Source organism: Corynebacterium otitidis ATCC 51513 (assembly GCF_000296405.1).
Taxonomy (GTDB): Bacteria; Actinomycetota; Actinomycetes; order Mycobacteriales; family Mycobacteriaceae; genus Corynebacterium; species Corynebacterium otitidis.
In genome coordinates, this window is sequence record NZ_JH815193.1 from 384,153 (window position 1) to 404,906 (window position 20,754).

17 protein-coding genes are annotated in these 20,754 nt (G+C 72.2%); 5 read left to right on the forward strand and 12 right to left on the reverse strand.

Annotation, left to right across the window (positions count from 1 at the left end):
• Positions 1-23: 23 nt before the first annotated feature.
• The 4 genes from HMPREF9719_RS04585 to rho form a co-directional block, all read right to left on the reverse strand.
• The gene (locus HMPREF9719_RS04585) at positions 24-680 is read right to left on the reverse strand and encodes an L-threonylcarbamoyladenylate synthase (RefSeq protein WP_004600806.1); all 657 of its coding nucleotides are present in this window, start codon (positions 678-680) and stop codon (positions 24-26) included.
• Positions 681-778: 98 nt separating this feature from the next.
• Positions 779-1,630 (reverse strand): peptide chain release factor N(5)-glutamine methyltransferase, encoded by an 852-nt coding sequence (prmC, locus tag HMPREF9719_RS04590; RefSeq protein WP_004600807.1) that lies wholly within the window; start codon positions 1,628-1,630, stop codon positions 779-781.
• A complete protein-coding gene (prfA, locus tag HMPREF9719_RS04595) occupies positions 1,630-2,706 on the reverse strand; it encodes a peptide chain release factor 1 (protein ID WP_004600808.1) in 1,077 nt (358 codons plus the stop codon). Before prfA ends, prmC begins: the two co-directional genes overlap by 1 nt.
• A gap of 3 nt (positions 2,707-2,709) precedes the next feature.
• Complete coding sequence (rho, locus tag HMPREF9719_RS04600; protein ID WP_004600809.1) at positions 2,710-4,698, reverse strand: transcription termination factor Rho; 1,989 nt, start codon at positions 4,696-4,698, stop codon at positions 2,710-2,712.
• Positions 4,699-5,304: 606 nt separating this feature from the next.
• Here rho and HMPREF9719_RS04605 point away from each other — a divergent pair.
• Positions 5,305-7,026: an AMP-binding protein gene (locus tag HMPREF9719_RS04605; RefSeq protein ID WP_004600810.1), complete on the forward strand. Its 1,722-nt coding sequence runs from the start codon at positions 5,305-5,307 to the stop codon at positions 7,024-7,026.
• 90 nt (positions 7,027-7,116) lie between these two features.
• Here HMPREF9719_RS04605 and thrB read toward each other — a convergent pair whose 3' ends face one another.
• The 4 genes from thrB to argS form a co-directional block, all read right to left on the reverse strand.
• On the reverse strand, positions 7,117-8,070 hold the full coding sequence (gene thrB, locus HMPREF9719_RS04610; RefSeq protein WP_004600811.1) for a homoserine kinase: 954 nt from the start codon (positions 8,068-8,070) through the stop codon (positions 7,117-7,119).
• Positions 8,071-8,244: 174 nt separating this feature from the next.
• Positions 8,245-9,552, reverse strand: coding sequence for a homoserine dehydrogenase (locus HMPREF9719_RS04615; protein WP_004600812.1), 1,308 nt, complete (start codon positions 9,550-9,552; stop codon positions 8,245-8,247).
• Positions 9,553-9,627: 75 nt separating this feature from the next.
• Positions 9,628-11,097 carry a diaminopimelate decarboxylase gene (gene lysA / locus HMPREF9719_RS04620; protein ID WP_004600813.1) on the reverse strand — a complete coding sequence of 490 codons (1,470 nt, stop codon included), beginning with the start codon at positions 11,095-11,097 and terminating at the stop codon, positions 9,628-9,630.
• 78 nt (positions 11,098-11,175) lie between these two features.
• Positions 11,176-12,828 (reverse strand): arginine--tRNA ligase, encoded by a 1,653-nt coding sequence (gene argS / locus HMPREF9719_RS04625; RefSeq protein ID WP_038075424.1) that lies wholly within the window; start codon positions 12,826-12,828, stop codon positions 11,176-11,178.
• 193 nt (positions 12,829-13,021) lie between these two features.
• Between argS and moaA the strand changes: the two genes are divergently transcribed.
• The 4 genes from moaA to HMPREF9719_RS04645 all read left to right on the forward strand — a co-directional run bounded on the left by moaA (position 13,022) and on the right by HMPREF9719_RS04645 (position 17,222).
• Positions 13,022-14,122, forward strand: a complete 1,101-nt coding sequence (gene moaA / locus HMPREF9719_RS04630) for a GTP 3',8-cyclase MoaA (RefSeq protein WP_038075420.1) — start codon at positions 13,022-13,024, stop codon at positions 14,120-14,122.
• A 198-nt stretch (positions 14,123-14,320) separates the two neighbouring features.
• Positions 14,321-14,890 (forward strand): bifunctional pyr operon transcriptional regulator/uracil phosphoribosyltransferase PyrR, encoded by a 570-nt coding sequence (gene pyrR / locus HMPREF9719_RS04635; RefSeq protein WP_004600816.1) that lies wholly within the window; start codon positions 14,321-14,323, stop codon positions 14,888-14,890.
• The gene (locus tag HMPREF9719_RS04640; RefSeq protein ID WP_004600817.1) at positions 14,887-15,822 is read left to right on the forward strand and encodes an aspartate carbamoyltransferase catalytic subunit; all 936 of its coding nucleotides are present in this window, start codon (positions 14,887-14,889) and stop codon (positions 15,820-15,822) included. The genes pyrR and HMPREF9719_RS04640 overlap by 4 nt, the downstream gene beginning before the upstream one ends.
• Before the next feature lie 101 nt (positions 15,823-15,923).
• Entirely contained in the window at positions 15,924-17,222 is a 1,299-nt protein-coding gene (locus tag HMPREF9719_RS04645) for a dihydroorotase (protein ID WP_004600818.1), read from the forward strand.
• Between the two features lie 88 nt (positions 17,223-17,310).
• On the opposite strand, the gene HMPREF9719_RS04650 is transcribed toward HMPREF9719_RS04645, so the two are convergent.
• The 4 genes from HMPREF9719_RS04650 to HMPREF9719_RS04660 form a co-directional block, all read right to left on the reverse strand.
• On the reverse strand, positions 17,311-17,796 hold the full coding sequence (locus HMPREF9719_RS04650; RefSeq protein ID WP_004600819.1) for an arginine repressor: 486 nt from the start codon (positions 17,794-17,796) through the stop codon (positions 17,311-17,313).
• Positions 17,797-17,940: 144 nt separating this feature from the next.
• Entirely contained in the window at positions 17,941-18,954 is a 1,014-nt protein-coding gene (argF, locus tag HMPREF9719_RS04655; RefSeq protein ID WP_004600820.1) for an ornithine carbamoyltransferase, read from the reverse strand.
• Positions 18,955-19,091: 137 nt separating this feature from the next.
• Complete coding sequence (locus HMPREF9719_RS09625; RefSeq protein ID WP_004600821.1) at positions 19,092-19,253, reverse strand: hypothetical protein; 162 nt, start codon at positions 19,251-19,253, stop codon at positions 19,092-19,094.
• A 148-nt stretch (positions 19,254-19,401) separates the two neighbouring features.
• The gene (locus HMPREF9719_RS04660; RefSeq protein WP_004600822.1) at positions 19,402-20,646 is read right to left on the reverse strand and encodes an arginine deiminase; all 1,245 of its coding nucleotides are present in this window, start codon (positions 20,644-20,646) and stop codon (positions 19,402-19,404) included.
• Positions 20,647-20,754: the final 108 nt, after the last annotated feature.

The window sequence follows — 20,754 nt, forward strand, 5'->3', positions numbered from 1 at the left end:
CTGCCGCGCCGAGGACCGAAATCCTAATCCCGCTCGAGCTCCTCGGCGGCCACGCCGAGGACCCGGGCGACGTCGGCGGTGGCCACCGCGCCGGCGCGCAGCACGCGCGGGCGCCCGTGGGCCAGGTCGACGATCGTCGAGGCCTCCCCGAGCTGCGCGGGGCCGGCGTCGAGGTAGACCTCGACGGCGTCGCCGAGCTGCTGGCGGGCCGCCTGCGCCGAGGTGGGCGGCTGCTGGCCGTGGAGGTTCGCCGAGGAGACCGCCATGGGCCCCACCTCGCGCAGCAGCTGGAGGGCGACCGGGTGGTTGGGCATGCGCAGCATGACGGTGCCGCGCGAGTCGCCTAGGTCCCACGGCAGGGAGGGCGCCTGCTCGACGACGAGGGAGAGCCCGCCCGGCCAGAACGCCTTGACCAGCGCGGTCATCTCGTCGGTCTGGCGGCTGACCAGCCCCGCGATCGTCGACCACGAGCCGACGAGCACGGGGACCGGGTAGTCGGGCCCGCGCCGCTTCGCGGCGAGCAGGTCGGCGACGGCCTGCCGGTTGAAGGCGTCCGCGCCGATCCCGTAGAGCGTGTCGGTCGGGGTGACGACGAGCTTGCCGTCGCGCACCGCGTCGATGGCCACCTCGAGGCTGCGGCGGCGCTCGCGCTCCTCCGCGCAGCTGAGAATCGCGCCCATGAGGCTTGTCCTCTTCCCCTCTGTCGTCTCGCGTCCCGGTGCCGCCACCGGAGCCCGCTTATGCGGGCTCGGACGGCGGCCGTATCTTCCCGGCGAGTCTAGTCGCCCGGCTCCTCGGGCCGGCGGCCGACGGCGAAGCGCTCCCGCCCGGCGAGGTCGCGCAATGTGCCGACCTCGACGAAGCCGGCCTCCTTAAGCAGCACGCGGGTCGCCTCGGCGGTGGTGTCATCGTGCTCGACGCCGAACCACCCGCCGGGTTTGAGCAGGCCCAGCGCCACGGGCAGGAGCCGGGCGGTGAACTCCACCCCGGTGGGACCGCCGTAGACGGCGACGTCGGGGTCGAAGCGCACCTCGGGGGCGACCTCGGCCCCGTCGGGCACGTACGGCGGGTTGGCGACGACGACGTCGACCGCGCCGCGCAGCTCGGAGAGGACGCCGGCGTCGCGCGCGTCGCCCTCGTGGCACTCCACCCCCAGCGGCTCGGCGTTGCGCCTCAGCCACGGCACGGCCTTCGGGTCGGCCTCGACGGCGTGGACGCTCGCGCCCTCGACCTCGCGGGCGAGGTAGGTCGCAAGAGATCCCGCGCCGGCGCACAGGTCGACGGCGACGGGACTCTTCTTGTCGGCGAGGAGCCGGGCGGCCCGGTCGGCGAGGATCTCGGTCTCGGGCCGGGGAATGAACACCCCCTCCCCGACCTTGAGCTCGCCCGCACCGAACGGCGCGGCGCCGAGGATGTAGTGCAGCGGCTCGCGGGTGGCACGGCGCTCGATAAGAGCCCGGTAGCGCTCGAGGAACGAGGCGTCGCACTCCTCGCGGCCGCGCAGCCCCACCTCGAGCGGCGGGCAGCCCAACAGATCGCCGGCGATGAGCCGGGCGTCGACCTCGGGGCGGTCGACGCCGGCCCCGCCGAGGCGGGCGGCGGCCTCGCGCAGCGCCTCGACGAGAAGCACTACTGGGCCGCCTCGAGGCGCTCCTGGCGCTCCTTGGCCTGCAGGGCGCTAATCACGTCGGAGAGCTCCCCGTCGAGGACCTGGTCGAGGTTGTTGGCCTTGAAGCCGACGCGGTGGTCGGTGATGCGGTTCTCCGGCCAGTTGTACGTGCGGATCCGCTCAGAGCGGTCCATGGTGCGCACCTGGGCGTGCCGGTCGGAGGCGTGCTCGGCCTCGGCCTCCTCCTCGCGGATCTGCTGGAGCCTCGCGGCGAGCACCTGCAGGGCGCGCGCCCGGTTCTGGATCTGGGAGCGCTCCTTCTGACACGTGACGACGAGCCCGGTGGGCAGGTGGGTGATGCGCACCGCCGAGTCGGTGGTGTTCACGCCCTGGCCGCCCTTGCCGGACGAGCGGTAGACGTCGACGCGGATGTCCTTGTCGGCGATCTCCACCTCGCCGATCTCCTCGGGCTCGGGGTAGACGAGCACGCCCGCGGCCGAGGTCTGGATACGGCCCTGCGACTCGGTCACCGGCACGCGCTGCACGCGGTGGACGCCGCCCTCAAACTTGAACACGCTCCACGCGCCGTCCGGGCCGGGCTTCTTCGACTTGAAAGACAAGGTGATGTCCTTGACGCCGCCGAGGTCGGACTCGGTGATGCCGAGAACCTCGTAGGTGAAGCCGGACTTCTCCGCGAACTTCTCGTACATCCGCACGAGGTCGCCCGCGAAGAGAGCGGCCTCCTCGCCGCCCGCGCCGGCCTTGACCTCCATGATGATGTCGTCGGCGTCGTGCTCGTCGCGCGGCGCGAGCAGGTCGGCGAGCTTCTCCTCGAGCTCGATCTCGCGATCGGCAAGCCGGTCGGCCTCCTGCTGGAACTCGTGGTCCTCGTAGGCCATCTCCTTGGCGTCCGCGAGGTCCGCGCGGGTCTGCTGAAGGTCCTTGATGACCGCGACCTTCGGCTGGAGCTGCGCGTAGCGCTTCGAGACGGAGCGGAAGAGCTTCTGGTCGCCTAGGACCTCGGGGTCGGCCATCTGCTGCTCGAGGCCCTCGTACTCGGCGAGGATGTCGCCGACGGCGGTTTCCTGATCGCTCATGGTTTAGGAATACTCCTCCTCGTCCTCGCCCTGAAGGATCGCACCAGACGACGCGATCTGCATGAGGAACTCGCCGTTCGACTTCGTCTTCTTCAGCTGCCGGATGAGCAGCTCGATCGCCTGCTGGTTGTCGACGGCGGCCAGCTTACGCCGCAGCTGGTGGACGATGCGCGCCTCCTCGGGGGCGAGCAGCAGCTCGTCCTTGCGGGTGCCCGACGGGCCGACGTCCACGGCAGGGAACACGCGCCGCTCGGAGATCCGCCTATCGAGCTTGAGCTCGGCGTTGCCGGTGCCCTTGAACTCCTCGAAGATGACGGTGTCGCCCGCGGAGCCCGTCTCGACCATCGCGGTCGCGATGATGGAGAGCGAGCCGCCGTTCTCGATGTTGCGGGCGGCGCCGAGGAAGCGCTTCGGCGGGTAGAGCGCGTTAGAGTCCACGCCGCCCGACAGGATCCGGCCCGAGGCCGGCGAGGAGTTGTTGTAGGCGCGCCCGAGCCGAGTGATCGAGTCGAGGAGCACGACGACGTCCTGGCCCTGCTCGACGAGCCGCTTCGCGCGCTCGATGGCGAGCTCCGCGACGGCGGCGTGCTCGCTCGGCGGGCGGTCGAACGTCGAGGCGATGACCTCCCCGTCGATGGAGCGCTCCATGTCGGTGACCTCCTCGGGCCGCTCGTCGACGAGGACGACCATGAGGTAGCACTCCGGGTTGTTCGTCGCGATGGCGTTCGCGACGTTCTTCAGCATCGTCGTCTTGCCGGCCTTCGGCGGGGAGACGATGAGCGCGCGCTGCCCCTTGCCGATCGGCATGATGAGGTCGATGACGCGCGTGGTGATGAGCTTCGGCGTCGTCTCTAAGCGCAGCCGCTGGTTCGGGTAGAGCGGGGTGAGGTTCCCGAACTTCGGGCGGCCCTTGATCTCGTCGACGGTCTTGCCGTTGACGGTGTCGACCCGGACGAGGTTGTTGTACTTCTGCTTGTTGCGCCCGTGCCGGCGGCCCTGGCCGTGGTTTCCGCCGCCGCCGCCGACCTTGACCTGGCCGGTGATCGCGTCGCCCTTGCGCAGGTCGAAGCGTTTGATGAGCTGCTGGCCGACGAACACGTCGGCCGGCGCGGCGTGGTAGCCGGTGGTGCGCACGAACGCGATGTTCTTGTCGACGACGTCGAGGATGCCCGCCACGGCCTGGAGATCGCCCCCGCCGTTGCCGTGGTCCTTGCCCTTGTCGTTGTCCTTGCCGCGCTGCTCGCCGCCGCCGTTGTTGTTGCCGTTATTGCCGTTGTTGTTGTCGCGGTTCTTGCCGGACTTGTCGCGGCCGCGGCCCCGGCCGCGCCCGCCGCGCGAGCCGCGGTGGCCCCGCTTCTCGTCGTTGCTGTTGTTATTGCCGCCGTCCCGGCCGCCGCGGCCGCGCTCCTCGCCCTCGCCGGAGCCGTTCTCGGAGCCGTCGTCATTGCCGCCCTCGCGGCCGGAGTCCTCGCCCTGGTGCTGGCGCAGCCGCTGCCGGCGCGCCCGGCGCGCCGCCGCGCGAGACTCGTAGCGCCCGGACTCCCGGCCGCCCTCGCGGCCGCGGCCGTCACCCTCGCCGCGGTTCTGGTCCTTCGCGTCGTCCTCGGCGTCGCGCTCGGGGCGCTTCTCGCCCTCCGGGCGGCCGCCCTCGCCGCGGCGCTCGCCGGCCTTCTCCTCCGCGGGGCGCTCACCGCGGGGCGCGGCGTCGTCCTTCTCGGGGCGCTTCGCGCCGCCCTCCGCGTTATCGGCCTTGGCGTCGCCGCCCTTCGCGGGCCGGTCCTTCGGCCCCGTGGCGTTCTTCAGCGCGGCGGCGTTCTTCGGCGGGACGCCGCGCTCGGAGCGCTCCGTGATCGCGGAGACGAGGTCGGCCTTGCGCATCCCGCTTAAGCCCTTGAGACCCAGGTCGGCGGCGATCTTCTTGAGCTCGGGGATGCGCAGGCTCGCGATGTCCTGCTGGGCGACGCCGGGCGCGGCGCTATCCGGTGTGGTCACGGATGTCCTTTCCTTAGCAAGGGGGGTAGCAAGCACGGCACGGCGCTGACCGGGGCCCGGCGGAGGGCTACAGATATTGAGGTACTACAGCCGCTCCGGCCGGCCCGGGGCGGCGCTCTCCTCCCCTGTGGCGGGCGGAGGGAAGGGCGGAAAACCGCCCGGGCCTGGTAGCGTCCCGCGCTCGCGCGGGCGTGCGGGTGGAATGGCCGCCTCAACGCCGGCGGGCCCGGCGGGCACTCTCGTTGTGCCCGCGCTGGTGGGCCCCGTACAAGCGGCATCCGCGGTCGCTTTTCGGTCGCGATTCCGCGCGGGCCGGGCGCGGGCGCTAGATCTAAAGCCTCAATCTAGGTCGCTGCCCGGGCTGGGCGGGTGCGGCCGCCGGCGCGTCGGCGGGCGGGGCGCGGCGCCGGCCTGTCATCCCCCGACCCCGCCGGACGGCGGGGCGAGGGGCCCGGGAGCGCGTCGGTTTCCGGGTGGTCGGCCGGTCCTCGCGGGCGACGCGCGCGTCGCCCCACGATTCCACGTGGCTCCCGAGTGTAGCCAACCCACCGGGGCGCGCCAACACCGCCGCCCCGCGCGCGGGCGGCTCGGTCTAGGCTGGCGGTCATGCATGCGACGATGCAGGAGACGCCGCTGACCGTGCCGGGCATCCTGCGCTACGCCTCGAGGGTCTTTGGCGCCACGCCGGTGACGACGCTCGCGGAGGGAACGGTCGAGCGCACGACGTTTCGGGCGATCGCAGCGCGCGCGGGGGCGCTCGCGCACGCGCTAAGCGAGGAGCTCGGCGTGGGCGTCGGCGACCGGGTGGGCACCTTCATGTTCAACTGCTCGGAGCACCTCGAGGCGATGGTCGCGGTGCCCTCGATGGGGGCGGTGTTTACCCCCATCAACCGGCACCTCGATAGCGAGCAGATCGCCCACACCATCGACCACTCCGGCTGCGAGGTCGTCGTCGCCGACCCGAGGCTCGCCCCCAGGCTCGGCGAGGTGCTTCACGAGTGCCCGGCGGTCCGCGCCGTCGCGTTCACCGGGGAGGCCGCCATCGACGGGCCCGCCGGCGAGCTCCCCGAGTCCGTCGCCGGCCACTCGCTCGAGGCGTTGCTTGACGGGAAGCGCACCGACTACCCGTGGCTTGAGACGGACGAGAAGGCCGCGGCGGCGCTGTGTTATTCCACCGGCACCGGCGGGAAACCTAAGGGCGTGGCCTACTCGCACCGCGCGATCTGCCTGCAGTCCTTGAGCCTCATGGCGGCGAACTCGATGGGGCTCTCCACGAGAGGGCCTTTTCTTCTTGCGGTGCCGCTCTACCACTCGCTGTCGTGGGGCGTGCCCTACGCCGCGCTCGTCGCCGGCACCCCGCTGGTGCTCGCCAACGGCGACGTGAGCCCGGAGAAGCTCGCCGCGGTCATCGACTACGCGAGGCCCCGGGCGGCGCACGGCGTGCCGGTGATCTGGACGCAGCTGCTCGGCTACCTGCGCGAGCACCCCATTGAGGACATGCCTCTTAAGGAGATCTTCTGCGGCGGCTCGGTGGTGCCGCCCGCGCTCATCCGCGCGTGGGAGGAGAACCACGGCGTCGACGTCATCCAGGTGTGGGGCATGACCGAGACGGGTATCGCCGCGACGGTCGCCCGCCCGCCGGAGGACGCCGATAGCGAGGCGGCGTGGTCGTACCGCACCACCCAGGGGCGGTTTAGCCCGCTGGTGGGCTACCGGGTCGTCAACCACGGGGAGGTGCTCGGCCGCTCCGAGCACAACGAGGGCGAGATCCAGATCGCCGGTCCCCACGTCGCGGGCTTCTACCTCCCCTCCCAGGGCCCCGCCGAGGACGACCCGACAGACGACGGCTCGCAGCGCTTCGCGGACGACGGCTGGCTGCGCACCGGCGACGTCGGCTCGGTGACGAGGGACGGGTTCTTGGCGATCCAGGACCGCGCCCGCGACCTCATCAGCTCCGGCGGGGAGTGGATCTCCTCGGTCCAGCTGGAGAACTTCATCCTCGCCGACGAGCGCGTCGCCGAAGTCGCCGTCATCGGCTACCCCGACGACACGTGGGGCGAGCGGCCCCTGGCGATCACCGTGCTGCGCGGCGACAACGAGCCCACCGCCCAGACCGCGGAGGGCTTGAGAGACGAGCTGCGCGCCCACCTGCCGGGCTGGATGATCCCCGAGTACTGGGCCTTCGTTGAGCGCATCGACCAGACCTCGGTGAACAAGTACGACAAGAAGGACCTGCGCGCCAGGCTTGCCCGCGGCGAGTTCGAGATCATCGCGCTCGGGCCCGCGCCGCGCCGCGCCCTCGACGAGGACGACGACGAGCAGCAGTAGCCCGATCCATTTGCCATCCCGCCGGGGACGACGAGGCGCCCCTCCCCCGGCGGATTGCCGGCGGGAGGGGCGCTTCCGCGTCCGGGCTGCTTAGCCGCGCTGCGCGGCGCCGTCGGCGGCCTCGACGCGCGCGGTGGGGGCGCCGGCGACGGCGAGGCGCTTAACGCTGAAGCCCGCGCCGCGGGCCTCCTCGACGAGCGAATCCTCGACGGGCTCGGTACCGAGCGCGAGGACGGTCGGCCCCGCCCCGGAGAGGTACGCCGCATGCCCCGCCTCGCGCAGGCGGCGCACCCACGCGAGGCTTAGGGGCAGCACCTCGGCGCGGTAGCCCTGGTGAAGCCGGTCGCGGGTCGCCTCCATGAGCAGGTCGGGGCGCGACTGCAGCGCCACCGCGAGCAGCGCGGAGCGCGACACGTTGAACACCGCGTCGGCCCTGGGCACCGTCTCGGGCAGCACGCGGCGCACCGCCTTGGTCGAGGCGTGGAATCCCGGCACGAACGCGGTGGCGGCGATCGCCGGGTCGACGGGCAGGGACACCGCGCGGAAGGCGGGCTCCCCGCGGCCGGACTCCGCGGTCCACGACACGACCGCCCCGCCGAGCACGCTGGCCGCGGCGTTGTCGGGGTGCCCCTCGAACGCGGAGGCGAGCTGCACGAGCGCCGCCTCGTCGAGGGCGCCGCCGGAAAGAGCGTTCGCGGCAAGCACCCCGGCGGCCGCGGCGGCCGCCGAGGAGCCCAGGCCCCGCGACTGGGGGATGACGTTTCGGCACTCGACGCGCAGCCCCGGGGCGCTCACGCCGGCGGCCTCGAGCCCGGCGCGCAGCGCGCGCACGACGAGGTGGCTCTCGTCGCGGGGCAGGTCGTCGGCGCCTTCGCCGTCGATGAGGACCTCGAGCCCCGAGGCCGTCACCTCGACGGCGACGGTGTCGGTGATATCGAGCGCGAGCCCCACGGTGTCGAAGCCGGGGCCGAGGTTCGCCGAGGAGCCGGGCACGGTCACCGTCGCCCGCCGCCCCACCGGCAGTTCCCGGGGCGCAGTCGCCATTCAAGGCCGCCTTTCGCAGTTGCGTCTAGCGGGCGGCCCCGGCTCGTCGTGCCGCCTGTGGGGCGCGCCCGCGAGGGTTGGTTCTCACGGTCGTGGCCCCGGGTGTCGGTTCTCACTTCGGCCCGGGGCCACGTTGGTGCGCCCTCATGCTACCCGCCGGCGGCGGGCCCGTTGCTAGTCGGCCAGGCGGATGACGCTGTCGACGGAGAGGACCTCGTCGTCCCCGCCGAGCGCGTCGATGGTCTCGGCGATCTCGTGCTCGCGGGCGGCGTGGGTGACGACGATGAGGCGGGCGCCGTTCTCGGCGGCCTCCTGGCGCACGGTCTGCAGGGAGATGCCGTGCTCGGAGAAGGTCTGCGAGATCACGGCGAGCACGCCGGCGCGGTCGCGGACGGTCATGTCGATCTGGCGGCGGGTGGTGACCTGCCCGAAGTCCGCGACGGGGAGGTCGGCGTAGGTGGACTCGCCGGGCGCACGGCCGCCGTGGACCTTGTTGCGCGCCGCGCCGACCAAGTCGCCGAGCACCGCGGAGGCGGTGGGGTTGCCGCCGGCGCCGTTGCCGTAGAACATGAGCTGCCCGGCGGCCTCGGACTCGACGAAGATCGCGTTGTAGGACTCGCTCACTGAGGCGAGCGGGTGGGAGCGGTCGACGAGCGTGGGGTGCACGCGCGCGGAGATCGCCTCGCGGCCGTCCTCGTCCACGATGCGCTCGCAGATGGAGAGCAGCTTGATGGTCTGGCCGGCCTCCTTCGCGGCGGAGATGTCGGCGGCGGTAATACCGGTGATGCCCTCGCAGTGGACGTCGTCGAAGGTGACGCGGCTGTGGAAGCCGAGCGCGGCCATGATCGCGGCCTTGGAGGCGGCGTCGTGGCCCTCGACGTCGGCGGTGGGGTCGGCCTCCGCGTAGCCGAGCCGGGTGGCCTCGGCGAGCGCGTCCTCGTAGCTCGCGCCGGTGGAGTCCATCGCATCGAGCACGAAGTTCGTCGTGCCGTTGACGATCCCGGAGATGCGCACGATCTTGTCGCCCGCGAGCGAGCGGCGCAGCATGCCGACCACGGGCACGGCGGCGGCGACGGCGGCCTCGTAGAAGAGGTCGACGCCGGCCTCGTCCGCGGCGGCGGAGAGCTCCGCGGCGTGGGCGGCGACGAGCGCCTTGTTCGCGGTGACGACCGACTTGCCGGCCCTCAGCGCGCGGAGCACGAGCTCGCGGGGGTAGTCGATGCCGCCGATGACCTCGACGACGATGTCGACGTCCTCGCGGTCGATGAGCTCCTCGGGCTTGTCGATGATGAGACTCGGGTCGACGCCCTCGCGGGGCTTGGACGCGTCTGAGACGGCGACGCCGCGCACCTGCACCTCGCCGCCGATGCGGGCGGTGAAGTCGGTCTCGTGCTCGCCGAGGAGGCGCAGCACCTGGCTGCCGACGGTCCCGAGGCCGAGGATGGCCACGCCCACGGGCTTGTTGTTCTCGCTGCTCGTCATCTCTCCGAAGTTCACCTCGCGGTTGTCGTTGGTGGTTCCCCTTGACGCTCGGCCGCGGCCGGGGCGGGGGTCTCGTTAAGGTTCCCGCGGCGCGCGGCGCCGCCACTGATTGTAGACCAAGCGGTTCACAGCCCCGCGGCGCCGAGGCCCCCCCACACCCCAGCCGCCGTCCGGGGGCGTGAGCCCCTGGAGCTCGAGGAGGTCGGCGACGGTCTGCCGGCGGGCGTGGAGGCTGACCTCCCCGTCCTTAACGGAGACGACCGCCGGCTTGCCGACGGCGTTGTAGTTGCTCGCCATCGCGTAGCAGTACGCGCCCGTCGCGGCGAGCGCGACGACGTCCCCGCTCGTCGCGTCGGCGGGGATCGCTGCGTCGCCAACGAGGATGTCGCCGGACTCGCAGTGCGAGCCCACGACCCTCGTGGCGACCGGCTCGCCGGAAAGCTCTCGGTTGACGACGCGCGCGTCGTACTTCGCGCCGTAGAGCGCAGGCCGGATGTTGTCGCTCATGCCCCCGTCGACGGCGAGGTAGCGGCGCCACTCGCCATCTGCGACGGGCACCTCCTTGACCGTGCCGACCCGGTAGGCGGTCACCGTCGTCGGCCCCGCGATCGCGCGGCCCGGCTCGACCATGACCCTGGGCGGGGCGACGCCGATGTCGGCGGCGGTCTCCGCGACGGCGGCGAGCAGGTCGCGCGCCACCGCCGCGACGTCGAGAGGCCGCTCCTCGGGCAGGTAGGCGATCCCGTAGCCGCCGCCTAAGTCGAGGACGTTGAACGTGTCGGCGAACGAGCGGTGCCTTGGGGTGTACTCCTCGACGAGCTGCCGGTAGAGGCCGAGCACGCGCTCCGCGGCGAGCGAGAAGCCGTCGGCGTCGAAGACCTGCGAGCCGACGTGGCAGTGCAGGCCGACCAGGGTGAGCGGCTCGGCGTCGACGACGCGGCGCGCCGCCTTAAGCCCGTCGCCCGCGGCCAGCGAGAAGCCGAACTTCTGGTCCTCGTGGGAGGTGGCGATGAACTCATGCGTGTGGGCCTCAACCCCGGGGGTGACGCGCACGAGCGCGGCCTGCTGCACCCCGGCCCGCTTCGCCGCGCGGGAGAGCCGGTCGATCTCCTCGAAGGAGTCGACGACGACCTGCCCGACCCGCGAGCCCACGATGAGCTCCAAGAACTCCTCGGTCTTGTTGTTGCCGTGCGCGGTGATCCGCTCGGCGGGGAAGCCCGCCGCGAGCGCCACGGCGAGCTCCTCGACGGAGGCGACATCGAGGCTCAGGCCCTCCTCGTCGACCCAGCGCACGATGCCCGCGGTGAGGAACGCCTTCGCCGCGTAGTGGACGTTGTGCTCCCCGCCGAACGCGTCGGCCATGGCGCGCATCCGGTGGCGGAAGTCCTCCTCGTCGATGACGAACAGCGGGCTGCCGTAGCGCTCGACCAGCTCGGTGAGCCCCACCCCGCCGATGGTCACCTCGCCGCCGGGTCCGCGGGTGGCGGTCTTCGGCCACACGTGGGCCGGCAGCCGGTTGAAGTCCTCGTCGCTCGCGACTCTCATCGCTTCCGCCTCCTCGATCGGCGTCGGTGGTGGTGGTCGTTGTCTCCGGCGGGCGGCCGGGTAAGGCCGGGTGGGGTCTTACATGCGCTCCGGGGCGGTGACCCCGAGGAGCCCCAGCGCGGTGGCGAGCACCGAGCGGGTCGCGGTGGCCAGCGCGAAGCGCGCGGCGTGCAGCGCCCCAGGCTCCTCCCCGCCGCGCGGGAGGATCGGGCTCGTGTCGTAGAAGCGGTGGAACGCCCCTGCGAGCGCCTCCGCGAAGCGGGCGATGCGGTGCGGCTCGCGCAAGGTCGCGGCGGCCTTAACGACGTCGGGGAACTCCCCGAGCGTGCGGATGAGCTCGCCCTCGCGCTCCCCGTCGAGGAGCCCGAGGTCCGGCTCGACGTCCTCGATGCCGGTGCCCTCGGCCTTGCGGGCCAGCGAGCAGAGCCGCGCGTGGCCGTACTGCACGTAGTAGACGGGGTTCTCAGCGGACTGCGAGGCCCACAGGTCCAGGTCGATGTCCAGGGAGACGTCCACCGAGCTGCGGATGAGCGCGTAGCGCGCGCCGTCCACGCCGATCGCCTCCACCAGGTCGTCGAGGGTGACGACCGTGCCGGCGCGCTTGGACATGCGCACCGGCTTCCCGTCGCGCACGAGGTTGACGAGCTGGCCGATGAGCACCTCGACCTGCTCGGCGCGATACCCCAGCGCCACGGCCGCGGCCTTGAGCCTCGAGACGTAGCCGTGGTGGTCGGCGCCGAGCATGTAGATGCACAGGTCGTGGCCGCGCTCGATCTTGTCGGCGACATAGGCGATGTCGCCGGCGATGTAGGCGGCGTTGCCGTCGGACTTGATGACGACGCGGTCCTTGTCGTCGCCGTGCTCGGTGGAGCGCAGCCACCACGCGCCGTCCGCCTCATAGAGGCTGCCGTTGTCCTTCAGCGTCTGGATCGCGCGGTCGACGGCGCCGGACTCGAAGAGCGAGTTCTCGTGGAAGAACACGTCGAAATCGGTGCCGAACTCGTGCAGCGAGGACTTGATGTGGTCGAACATCATCTCCACGCCGTCGGCGCGGAACGCCTCGGTCGCCTCCTCGTCGGGGAGCTCCTCGACGCCGGGGCGCTTCTCCATCACGGCGCGGGCGATCTCCCCGATATAGGCGCCGCCGTAGCCGTTCTCCGGGGTGGGCTCGCCGCGCGCCGCAGCCAACAGCGAGGCGGCAAACCGGTCGATCTGGGTGCCGTGGTCGTTGAAGTAGTACTCGCGGGTGACCTCCGCGCCGGCGTGCTCGAAGACCCGGCCGAGCGCGTCGCCGACCGCCGCCCAGCGCGCCCCGCCCAGGTGGATCGGCCCGGTCGGGTTCGCGGAGACGAACTCCAGGTTGAAACGCTGACCGTCGTACAGGTCGAGCGCCCCGAAGCGCTGCCCCTCGCTCAAGATCTGGCGGACGATCTCGCCCTGCGCGTCGGCGGCGAGCCGGATGTTGACGAAGCCCGGCCCGGCGACGGTGGCCTCGGCGATGCCGTCCTCCCCGCCGAGCGCCTCGGTGAGCCAGCCGGCGAGCTCGCGGGGGTTGGTGCCCGCCCGCTTCGCGGTCTTCAAGGCCACGTTCGTCGCGTAGTCCCCGTGCTCCGGGTTGCGGGGGCGCTCGACGGTGACGGGCTCGGCGACGGCGTCGGGGTCGAGGTCGTGGGCTTTAAGCTGCGCCCGGGCGTGGCGGGCGATGAGCTCGGCGAGGGTCTTCGGAGTCATGGCCCCAAATCGTAGCGAACGGCCCCTCCCCCAGCGCCGCTGCCCGGGGCAATCGGGGCATGTATAGAGCCACGCGCCCGGCGCGCCCGCCCGCGTCGCGGCGCCGGGCGGTTCCGGGCGACCCGAGACAGTTTTAATGGGGAAGCTAAACCCGTTGCCGGTGCGGCGGGGCGCGGCTAGCATGATCCGTCCAATGACTTCTCCGGCTGCGCTCCCCACCCCGACGATGCCCCCGCGCCCCGGCCGGGGGAATCGACCGCGGGCCGCGGCCGCCCCGAGGCTGCTCGAGGACGCCTTCGGGCGGGTCGCGCGCGACCTGCGGGTCTCTCTGACCGACCGCTGCAACCTGCGCTGCACCTATTGCATGCCGGCGGCGGGCCTGGAGTGGATCCCCACCCCGGAGACCCTGAGTGACGAGGAGACCATCCGGCTCATCACTCTCGCCGTCGAGCGCCTCGGGATCCGGCAGGTGCGCTTCACCGGCGGGGAGCCGCTGCTGCGCCGCTCCCTGCCCGAGATCGTCGCCGCGACCAAGCAGCTCGCCACAGACGAGGACGCTCCCCCGGAGACCGCGATCACGACGAACGCGCTCGGGCTCGACAAGAAGGCCCGCCGCCTCAAGGAGGCGGGGCTTAACCGGGTGAACATCTCCCTCGACACGATCGACCGGGAGAACTACGCGCGGCTCACCCGCCGCGACCGGCTAGAGGGCGTCTTCGCCGGCATCGACGCCGCCCTCGAGGCGGGGCTTGAGCCGGTGAAGATCAACAGCGTCGTCATGCCCGGCATCAACGACGGCGACGTCGTTGAGCTTGCGCTCTTCGCCCTCGAGCGGGGCCTGGAGCTGCGCTTCATCGAGCAGATGCCGCTGGGTCCCCCGGAGTGCTGGGACCGCGAGCGCATGGTCACCGCGAACGACATCCTCGACCGGCTCCAGGAGCGCCTCGACCTCGAGCCGGCCCGGCGCCCGCGCGGCTCCGCGCCCGCGGAGGTCTTCCGCGCCCGGGACCGCAAGCGCCCCGGGGTGAGTGGCACGATCGGGGTGATCGCCTCGGTGAGCGCGCCATTCTGCGGGGACTGCGACCGCACCCGGCTCACCACCGACGGCGCGGTGCGCTCGTGTCTCTTCGCGAGCGAGGAGACCTCGCTGCGCGACCTCATGCGCGCCGGCGCGAGCGACGAGGAGCTCGCCGAGGCGTGGGCCGGCGCGATGGCGATAAAGAAGCCCGGCCACGGCATCGACGACCCGAGCTTCGTGCAGCCGCGGCGCCGCATGTCCGCGATCGGGGGGTAGGGCTCGCCCCTGCCCCGCGGAGGCCGGGCGGGCCCCGGCCTCCTCCTCCCTTATAAGGATGGCGCCGTGGGCCGCGCGGCGAGAGGGCCGTCGATCCCAGCCCCGGCGGGCCTTAGCCCGTGCTAGGGTTGCGGGCGGTTTTCGACATCCTTTAACGGGCCGCCCGGCGAGGCGGAGAAGGAGGTCTTCGGCCCGATCATGCCGAGAGAGATCCAAAGCGCCGAACAGGTGCAGCGAACGATCGTGCGCATCGCGCACCAGATCATCGAGAAGACCGCGCTGGACGCGCCGGACGGACCCCAGGTCGCGCTCATCGGCATCCCGTCCGGCGGGGTGCCGCTGGCCGCACGCCTCGCGGAGCAGGTCGAGCGCCACTCCGGGCGCGCGGTCGCGACCGGCGAGCTCGACGTCACGCTCTACCGCGACGACTTGAAGGACAAGCCGCACCGGGCGCTTCGCCCCACGAGGCTTCCCGAGGGCGGGATCGACGGCGCGCTCGTCGTGCTCGTCGACGACGTGCTCTACTCGGGCCGCACGGTGCGCGCCGCGCTCGACGCGCTGCGCGACTTCGGCCGGCCCGCGGCCGTGCAGCTCGCGGTACTCGTCGACCGCGGCCACCGGGAGCTTCCCATCCGCGCCGACTACGTCGGCAAGAACCTGCCCACCTCCCGCCACGAGGACGTCGACGTGCTGCTCGCCGAGCTCGACGGCCGCGACGCGGTGGTGCTCACCCGGCCCGGCGAGAAGGAAGGCGGCGACGAGCAGTGAAGCATCTCTTGAGCATCGGGGACCTCTCCGCGGGAGAGATCACCTCGATCATGGACGAGGCGGACCGCTTCACCGAGGCCCTCGAGGGCCGCGCGGTGCGCCAACTGCCCACGCTGCGCGGCACCATCGTCTACACCCTGTTCTACGAGAACTCGACGCGCACCCGCTCCTCCTTCGAGACCGCCGCGAAGCAGCTCAGCGCCACGACGATGAATATCTCCGCGGGCTCGTCCTCGGTGAAGAAGGGCGAGTCGCTGCGCGACACCGGGCTCACGCTGCGCGCGCTCGGCGCCGACGCGATCGTCATCCGCCACCCCGTCTCCGGGGCGCCGAAGCACCTCAAAGAGGCGGTCGACGCGGACGGCAACGGCCCGAGCGTCATCAACGCCGGCGACGGGCAGCACCAGCACCCCACCCAGGCGCTCCTCGACGCGGTGACCCTGCGCCGCCGGCTCGGCTCCATCGAGGGCAAAAAGGTCGTACTCGCCGGGGACTGCCTGCACTCGCGGGTGGTGCGCTCGAACGTCGACCTACTCACCACCCTCGGCGCGGAGGTCGTCCTCGCCGCGCCGCCCACCCTCCTGCCCGCGAGCGTGGACAGCTGGCCGGTGCGCTCGACCGCGGACCTCGACGCGGAGCTCCCCGACGCGGACGCGGTGATGATGCTGCGCGTCCAGGCCGAGCGGATGCACGGCGGGTTCTTCCCCTCGAAGCGGGAGTACACCGCCCTCTACGGGCTCACCGAAAAGCGCGCCGACGCGATGAAGCCCGGCGCGGTGATCATGCACCCCGGCCCGATGATCCGCGGCATGGAGATCGACTACGGCGTCGCCGACTGGGCCAACACCACGGTCCTCGACCAGGTCGCCACCGGCGTGCACACCCGCATGGCGGTGCTCTTCGCCCTGCTCGCCGAGACCCGCGACGCCTAAGAGACTTTTAAAAAACGACTCCCCGCCCCGGGCCCGAAGCGTCCCGGGGCGGGGCCCGGCACCCACCACCCGCACCAGACGGAAAGAGGCTCGCCACCACCATGACGACTCCACAGACCGAAGCCCAGCCGGACACGCTGGCCATCGACAACGCCCGCCCCTACGGCGAGGGCGAGCCCACCACGCTTCTTATCAAGGACGGGGTCATCGCCGCCGTGGGGAGCGACGCCCCCGCCGAGCGGCGCCTCGACGCGCGCGGCGCGGTCGTGGTGCCCGGGCTCGTCGACCTGTTCGCGCACCTCGGGGAGCCGGGCTCGGAGCGCGACGAGACGATTGCCACCGCCTCGGCGGCCGCGGCGCGCGGCGGCTACACCGCGCTTGTCGCCGCGCCGGACACCGAGCCCGCGCTCGACGACCCGATCGTCGCGGAGGCGGTGTGGCGCTCAGGCCTCGAGGCGGGGCTCGTCGACGTGCAGCCCGCGGGCACCATCACCCGCGGCGGCGCCGGGGAGACTCTTACCGAGATGGGCCTGTTGGCGCGCTCGAAGGCCGCGGTGCGGCTCTTTAGCGACCAGCCGGGCTCGGTGGCGGACCCGGTGATCCTGCGCCGCGCGCTGCAGTACGCCCGCGGCCAGGGCGCCCTTATCGCCGAGCGCCCCGTCGACGCGCGGCTCGCCGAGTCGGCGTGCGCCCACGAGGGCCCGCGCGCCGACCGGCTGGGGCTGCGCGGCCAGCCCCGCTCCGCGGAGGAGGCCGTCGTCGCGCGCGACGCGCTGCTGGCGAGGGACGCCGGGGCTGCCTTGCACCTCTTCCCCATCACCACGGCGGGCTCCGCCAGGATCGTTGAGCTCGCCAAGGAGGCCGGCGTGGAGCTCACCTGCTCGACGACGCCGCACCACCTGCTGCTCGACGACTCCGTCGTCGACGCCGCGAGCGGCGAGATGCGCGTCGAGCCGCCGCTTCGGGAGGCCTCCGACGTCGAGGCGCTGCGCGAGGCGCTGCTCGGCGGCGCGATCGATTGTGTGGCGAGCGACCACCGCCCCGTCGCCGAGGAGGAGAAGGCCTGCGAGCTCGAGCACGCGACGCCCGGCTTCGTCGGCCTGGAGACCACCCTTCCCGCCCTCGTCGAGACGTTCATCCGCCCGGGGCTGGCCGACTGGCGCTGGCTCGCGGCGGTGCTCTCCGAGCGGCCGGCGCGCATCGCGGGCCTTTCCGGGCACGGCCGGCCCGTCGCGCCCGGCGAGCCGGCGAACCTCGCTGTGATCGACCCGGAGGCCGCCGTCACGGTGCGCCCCGAGGAGTTCGCCTCCAAGTCCACAAACACGCCGTTTTCCGGGCGCGAGTTCCACGGCCGCGTCGAGGCGACCGTGCTGCGCGGCCGGGTCACCTACCAGCGCTAGCGAGAAGAAGCGCGCCGGACGGACGGCCTCGTCGCCGGCGCGCCCGCCGCGCGGCGACCAGGCCGCCGGCCGGCCGGCGGTTCTGGAATTAGTCCTCGCCGCGCAGGCCGCGGAGAATCTCGTAGACGTCCTTGCCGGTCGCGGGCTCCCGGGCGAGCAGGAAGATCGTGTCGTCGCCCGCGGTGCAGCCAACGACCTCGGGCAGGTCAGCGCGGTCGACGAAGCTCGCCAGGTACTGCGCGCCGCCCGGCGCGGTGCGCAGCATCGCGAAGCACCACGAGTAGTCGAGCCCGACTGCGAGCTCCCGGATGCGCTTGCGCAGCCGCTCGAGCTCCGCGCCGCCGCCCGGGTCGGGCTCGGTCTCGGGGTCGGCGACGTAGCGGGCCTTGCCCCCGCCGGCCGGCTTGATCTTGCGCGCCCCGATCTCGTCGAGGTCGCGCGAGAGGGTCGTCTGGGTGACCTCGATGCCGAACTCCCCGAGCGCCTCGGCGAGCTGCACCTGGTTGTGGATCTCCTCGGCGGCGAGGATATCGCGGATCTTCTGGTGCCTGGCCAGGCGCGACTGCGGGATCATCGGGTTCGGCGCGCTCCTCTCGGCGGCTGGGCGGTCATCGCGGACGACGGTTACTCCAAGGATCCTAGCCCCACGCGGCGCCACCGCCCGGGACCGGCGAGCACTTCCAGCTCGGACGGACGGAAACGACTCGGTCCGCGCCGGCTACGCGAGGGTCGCGGCGATGATCGCCTTGATGGTGTGCATGCGGTTCGCGGCCTGCTCGAAGACCTTCGAGGCCGCCGACTCGAAGACCTCGTCGGTGATCTCCAGCTCGTTGAGGCCGAAGCGCTCGGCGACGGCGGCGCCGATCGTGGTGTCCTTGTTATGGAAAGCCGGCAGGCAGTGCAGCACGATCGCGCCGTCCGCCGCGGAGCCGACGAGCTCGCTGGTCACCTGGTAGGGCTTGAGCCGCTCGATGCGCTCGGCCCACAGCTCCTCGGGCTCGCCCATGGAGACCCAGATGTCGGTGTACAGCGCGGTCGCCCCGGCGGCCGCCTCGGCGGGGTCGGTGGTGACGGTGAGCGTCGAGCCGGTGTTCTTCGCCTCGGCGCGGGCCCAGTCGAGGAGCTCCGGGGCGGGCTGGAGGCCCTCGGGGGCGGCGAACGCGACGTCGACGCCGAGCTTCACCAGGCCAACCAGCAGGGAGTTGGCGACGTTGTTGCGGGCGTCGCCGAAGTAGGCGACCTTCGCGCCCTCGATGCCGCCGGGGGCGTGCTCGGCGATGGTGAGCAGGTCGGCGATCGTCTGGGTGGGGTGCGCCTCGTCGGTGAGCCCGTTGATGACCGGCACCCCGGAGCGCTCGGCGAGCTCCTCGACGATCTCCTGGCCGAAGCCGCGGTACTCGATGGCGTCGTAGATCCCGCCGAGCACCCGCGCGGTATCGGCGATGGACTCCTTGTCGCCCATCTGGCTGGTGCGCGAGTCGAGGTAGGTCACCCCGAGCCCGAGGTCCGAGCCGGCGACCTCAAACGAGGCGCGGGTGCGCGTCGAGGTCTTCTCGAAGATGAGGACGATGTTCTTGCCCTCTAACAGGCGGTGGGGCTCGCCCGCTTCCTTGAGCCGCTTGAAGTACGCCGCGGAGTCGACGAGCCCGCGAATCTCTTCTGCCTCGAGGTCCCTGATCGCGAGGAAGCTCCGGCCCTTGAGGCTCGAGACGACGTTCGGAGGCTGGGGCATGGCGACTCTCCCTATAGTTTCTCTGTCGAAAGTTACAGCAACCTGGCAGTCTACCCCGCCGAATTCTAGCGGAGCCGCCCGCCGCGGGGGCCGCGTCGCGGGTGAGGATCGGGGTCTTTTCCGGAGCCGGCGCGGTCCTAGCGCCTCGGCCCCTCGCCTCCCCGGCGCTCCTTGAGTAGCGCGATGATCTCCTCCTGGTTGCGGCGCGACTCCTTGAGCCCCCTGACGACGGAGACCCCGAAGTACACGAGGGCCACGACGATGGCGATATAGACGAGCAGCACGATGAGCTCGATCATTGGATCTCCTTCCCCGCCCCGGCGACGAGCCCGATCCGCAAGCCGAGCGCGCTTCCGTGGCATAGAACACATCAAAATATGGTTACTTACAACACACTAACGAAATCCGCGACACCCCGCGGCCCCGGGAAGGCCTTCGGGCCGGCGCCTAGTCGTCGACCGGGTCGCGCAGCACGGGGCAGGTCATGCAGTGCCCGCCGCCGCGGCCCCGGCCGAGCTCCGCGGAGCGGATGGTGATGAGCTCGACGCCGGCGTCGACGAGCTTCTCGTTGGTGGCCTCGGTGCGGTCGTAGCCGATCGCCACGCCCGGCTCGAGGGCGACGAGGTTGTTCGCGTCGTTCCACTGCTCGCGCTCCGCGGCGTACGGGTCGCCGCCGGTGGACACCGCGCGGAGCTTCCCGAGACCGAGCTTCTCGGCGAGCACGTCGAGCAGGTGGCCGTCCTGGCGCTCCACGGCGAGACGCCCGCCGGCGCCGAGGGTGAGCACGAGGGGCACCGCCTCGTCGAGGACGGGCGGGTAGTAGGTCACCAGATCCCGGTCGAGGAACGTGAGCACGGTGTCGAGGTGCATCGCGGCGCGGCGCTTCTCCATCGCGGCGACGACGACGCTCGTCGCCGCGCCCCGGGTGAGCAGCTCGTAGGCGAGCTGGGAGACGCCCTGCCAGGAGGTGCGCTCCCCCATGCCGGCGAGCACCACCCCGTTGCCGAGCGCCATGAGGTCCCCGCCCTCTAGGGCGGCGAGGCCTTGGGTCTCGTGGCCGTCGCCGCCGAACCAGATCTCGAACTCGCGGTCCTTGAAGAGCGGGTGGTGGCGGTAGACGGCCTCGGTAAGCAGGGTCTCCTGGCGGCGGGTGCGCCAGTACATGGGGTTGAGCGACACCCCGTCGTAGAGCCACGCGGTCGTGTCCCTGGTGTAGAGCGCGTTGGGCAGCGGCGGCAGGAGGAAGTCGGTCGGCTCGTGGAGGTCGCGCAGGCCTTTGAGGTTCTGTCCGACGGCCTCGTCGGGGAGCTCCCCGTAGGCGAGTCCAGCGAGCAGGTAGTCGGCGAGCTCCCCGGCGGGGACGCCGAGGAGCCACTCGGCGAGCTCCTCGCCGGTGCCGCGGCCCACGGTGCGGGCCTCGAGCTTGCGGCCCAGCACGAACTTTCGGCCCGCCTCGTCGTCGAGCACCTCGACGAGCAGGTCGCGCAGCTCGTGGACGACGACGCCTCTCGAGCGCATCGCGGCGACGAACTCGGCGTGGTCGCGCTCGGCCTGCTCGACCCATAACACGTCGTCGAAGAGCAGCTCCCCGCAGTTCGAGGGCGTGAGCCTGCGGTGCGCCTTCCCCGGCGCGCAGACGATGACCTCGCGTAGCCGCCCCGACTCCGAGTACACGCCGATCTCCCGGCCCATGGGCTCGCCCCTTTCCGTCGCGCCCCGCCCTCCGACCGCGTCCTTGGGGCGCGGCCCGCTGGGCGGGGTGAAGATAAACACCAGTGAAAACTGTGACCCAGCCTACGG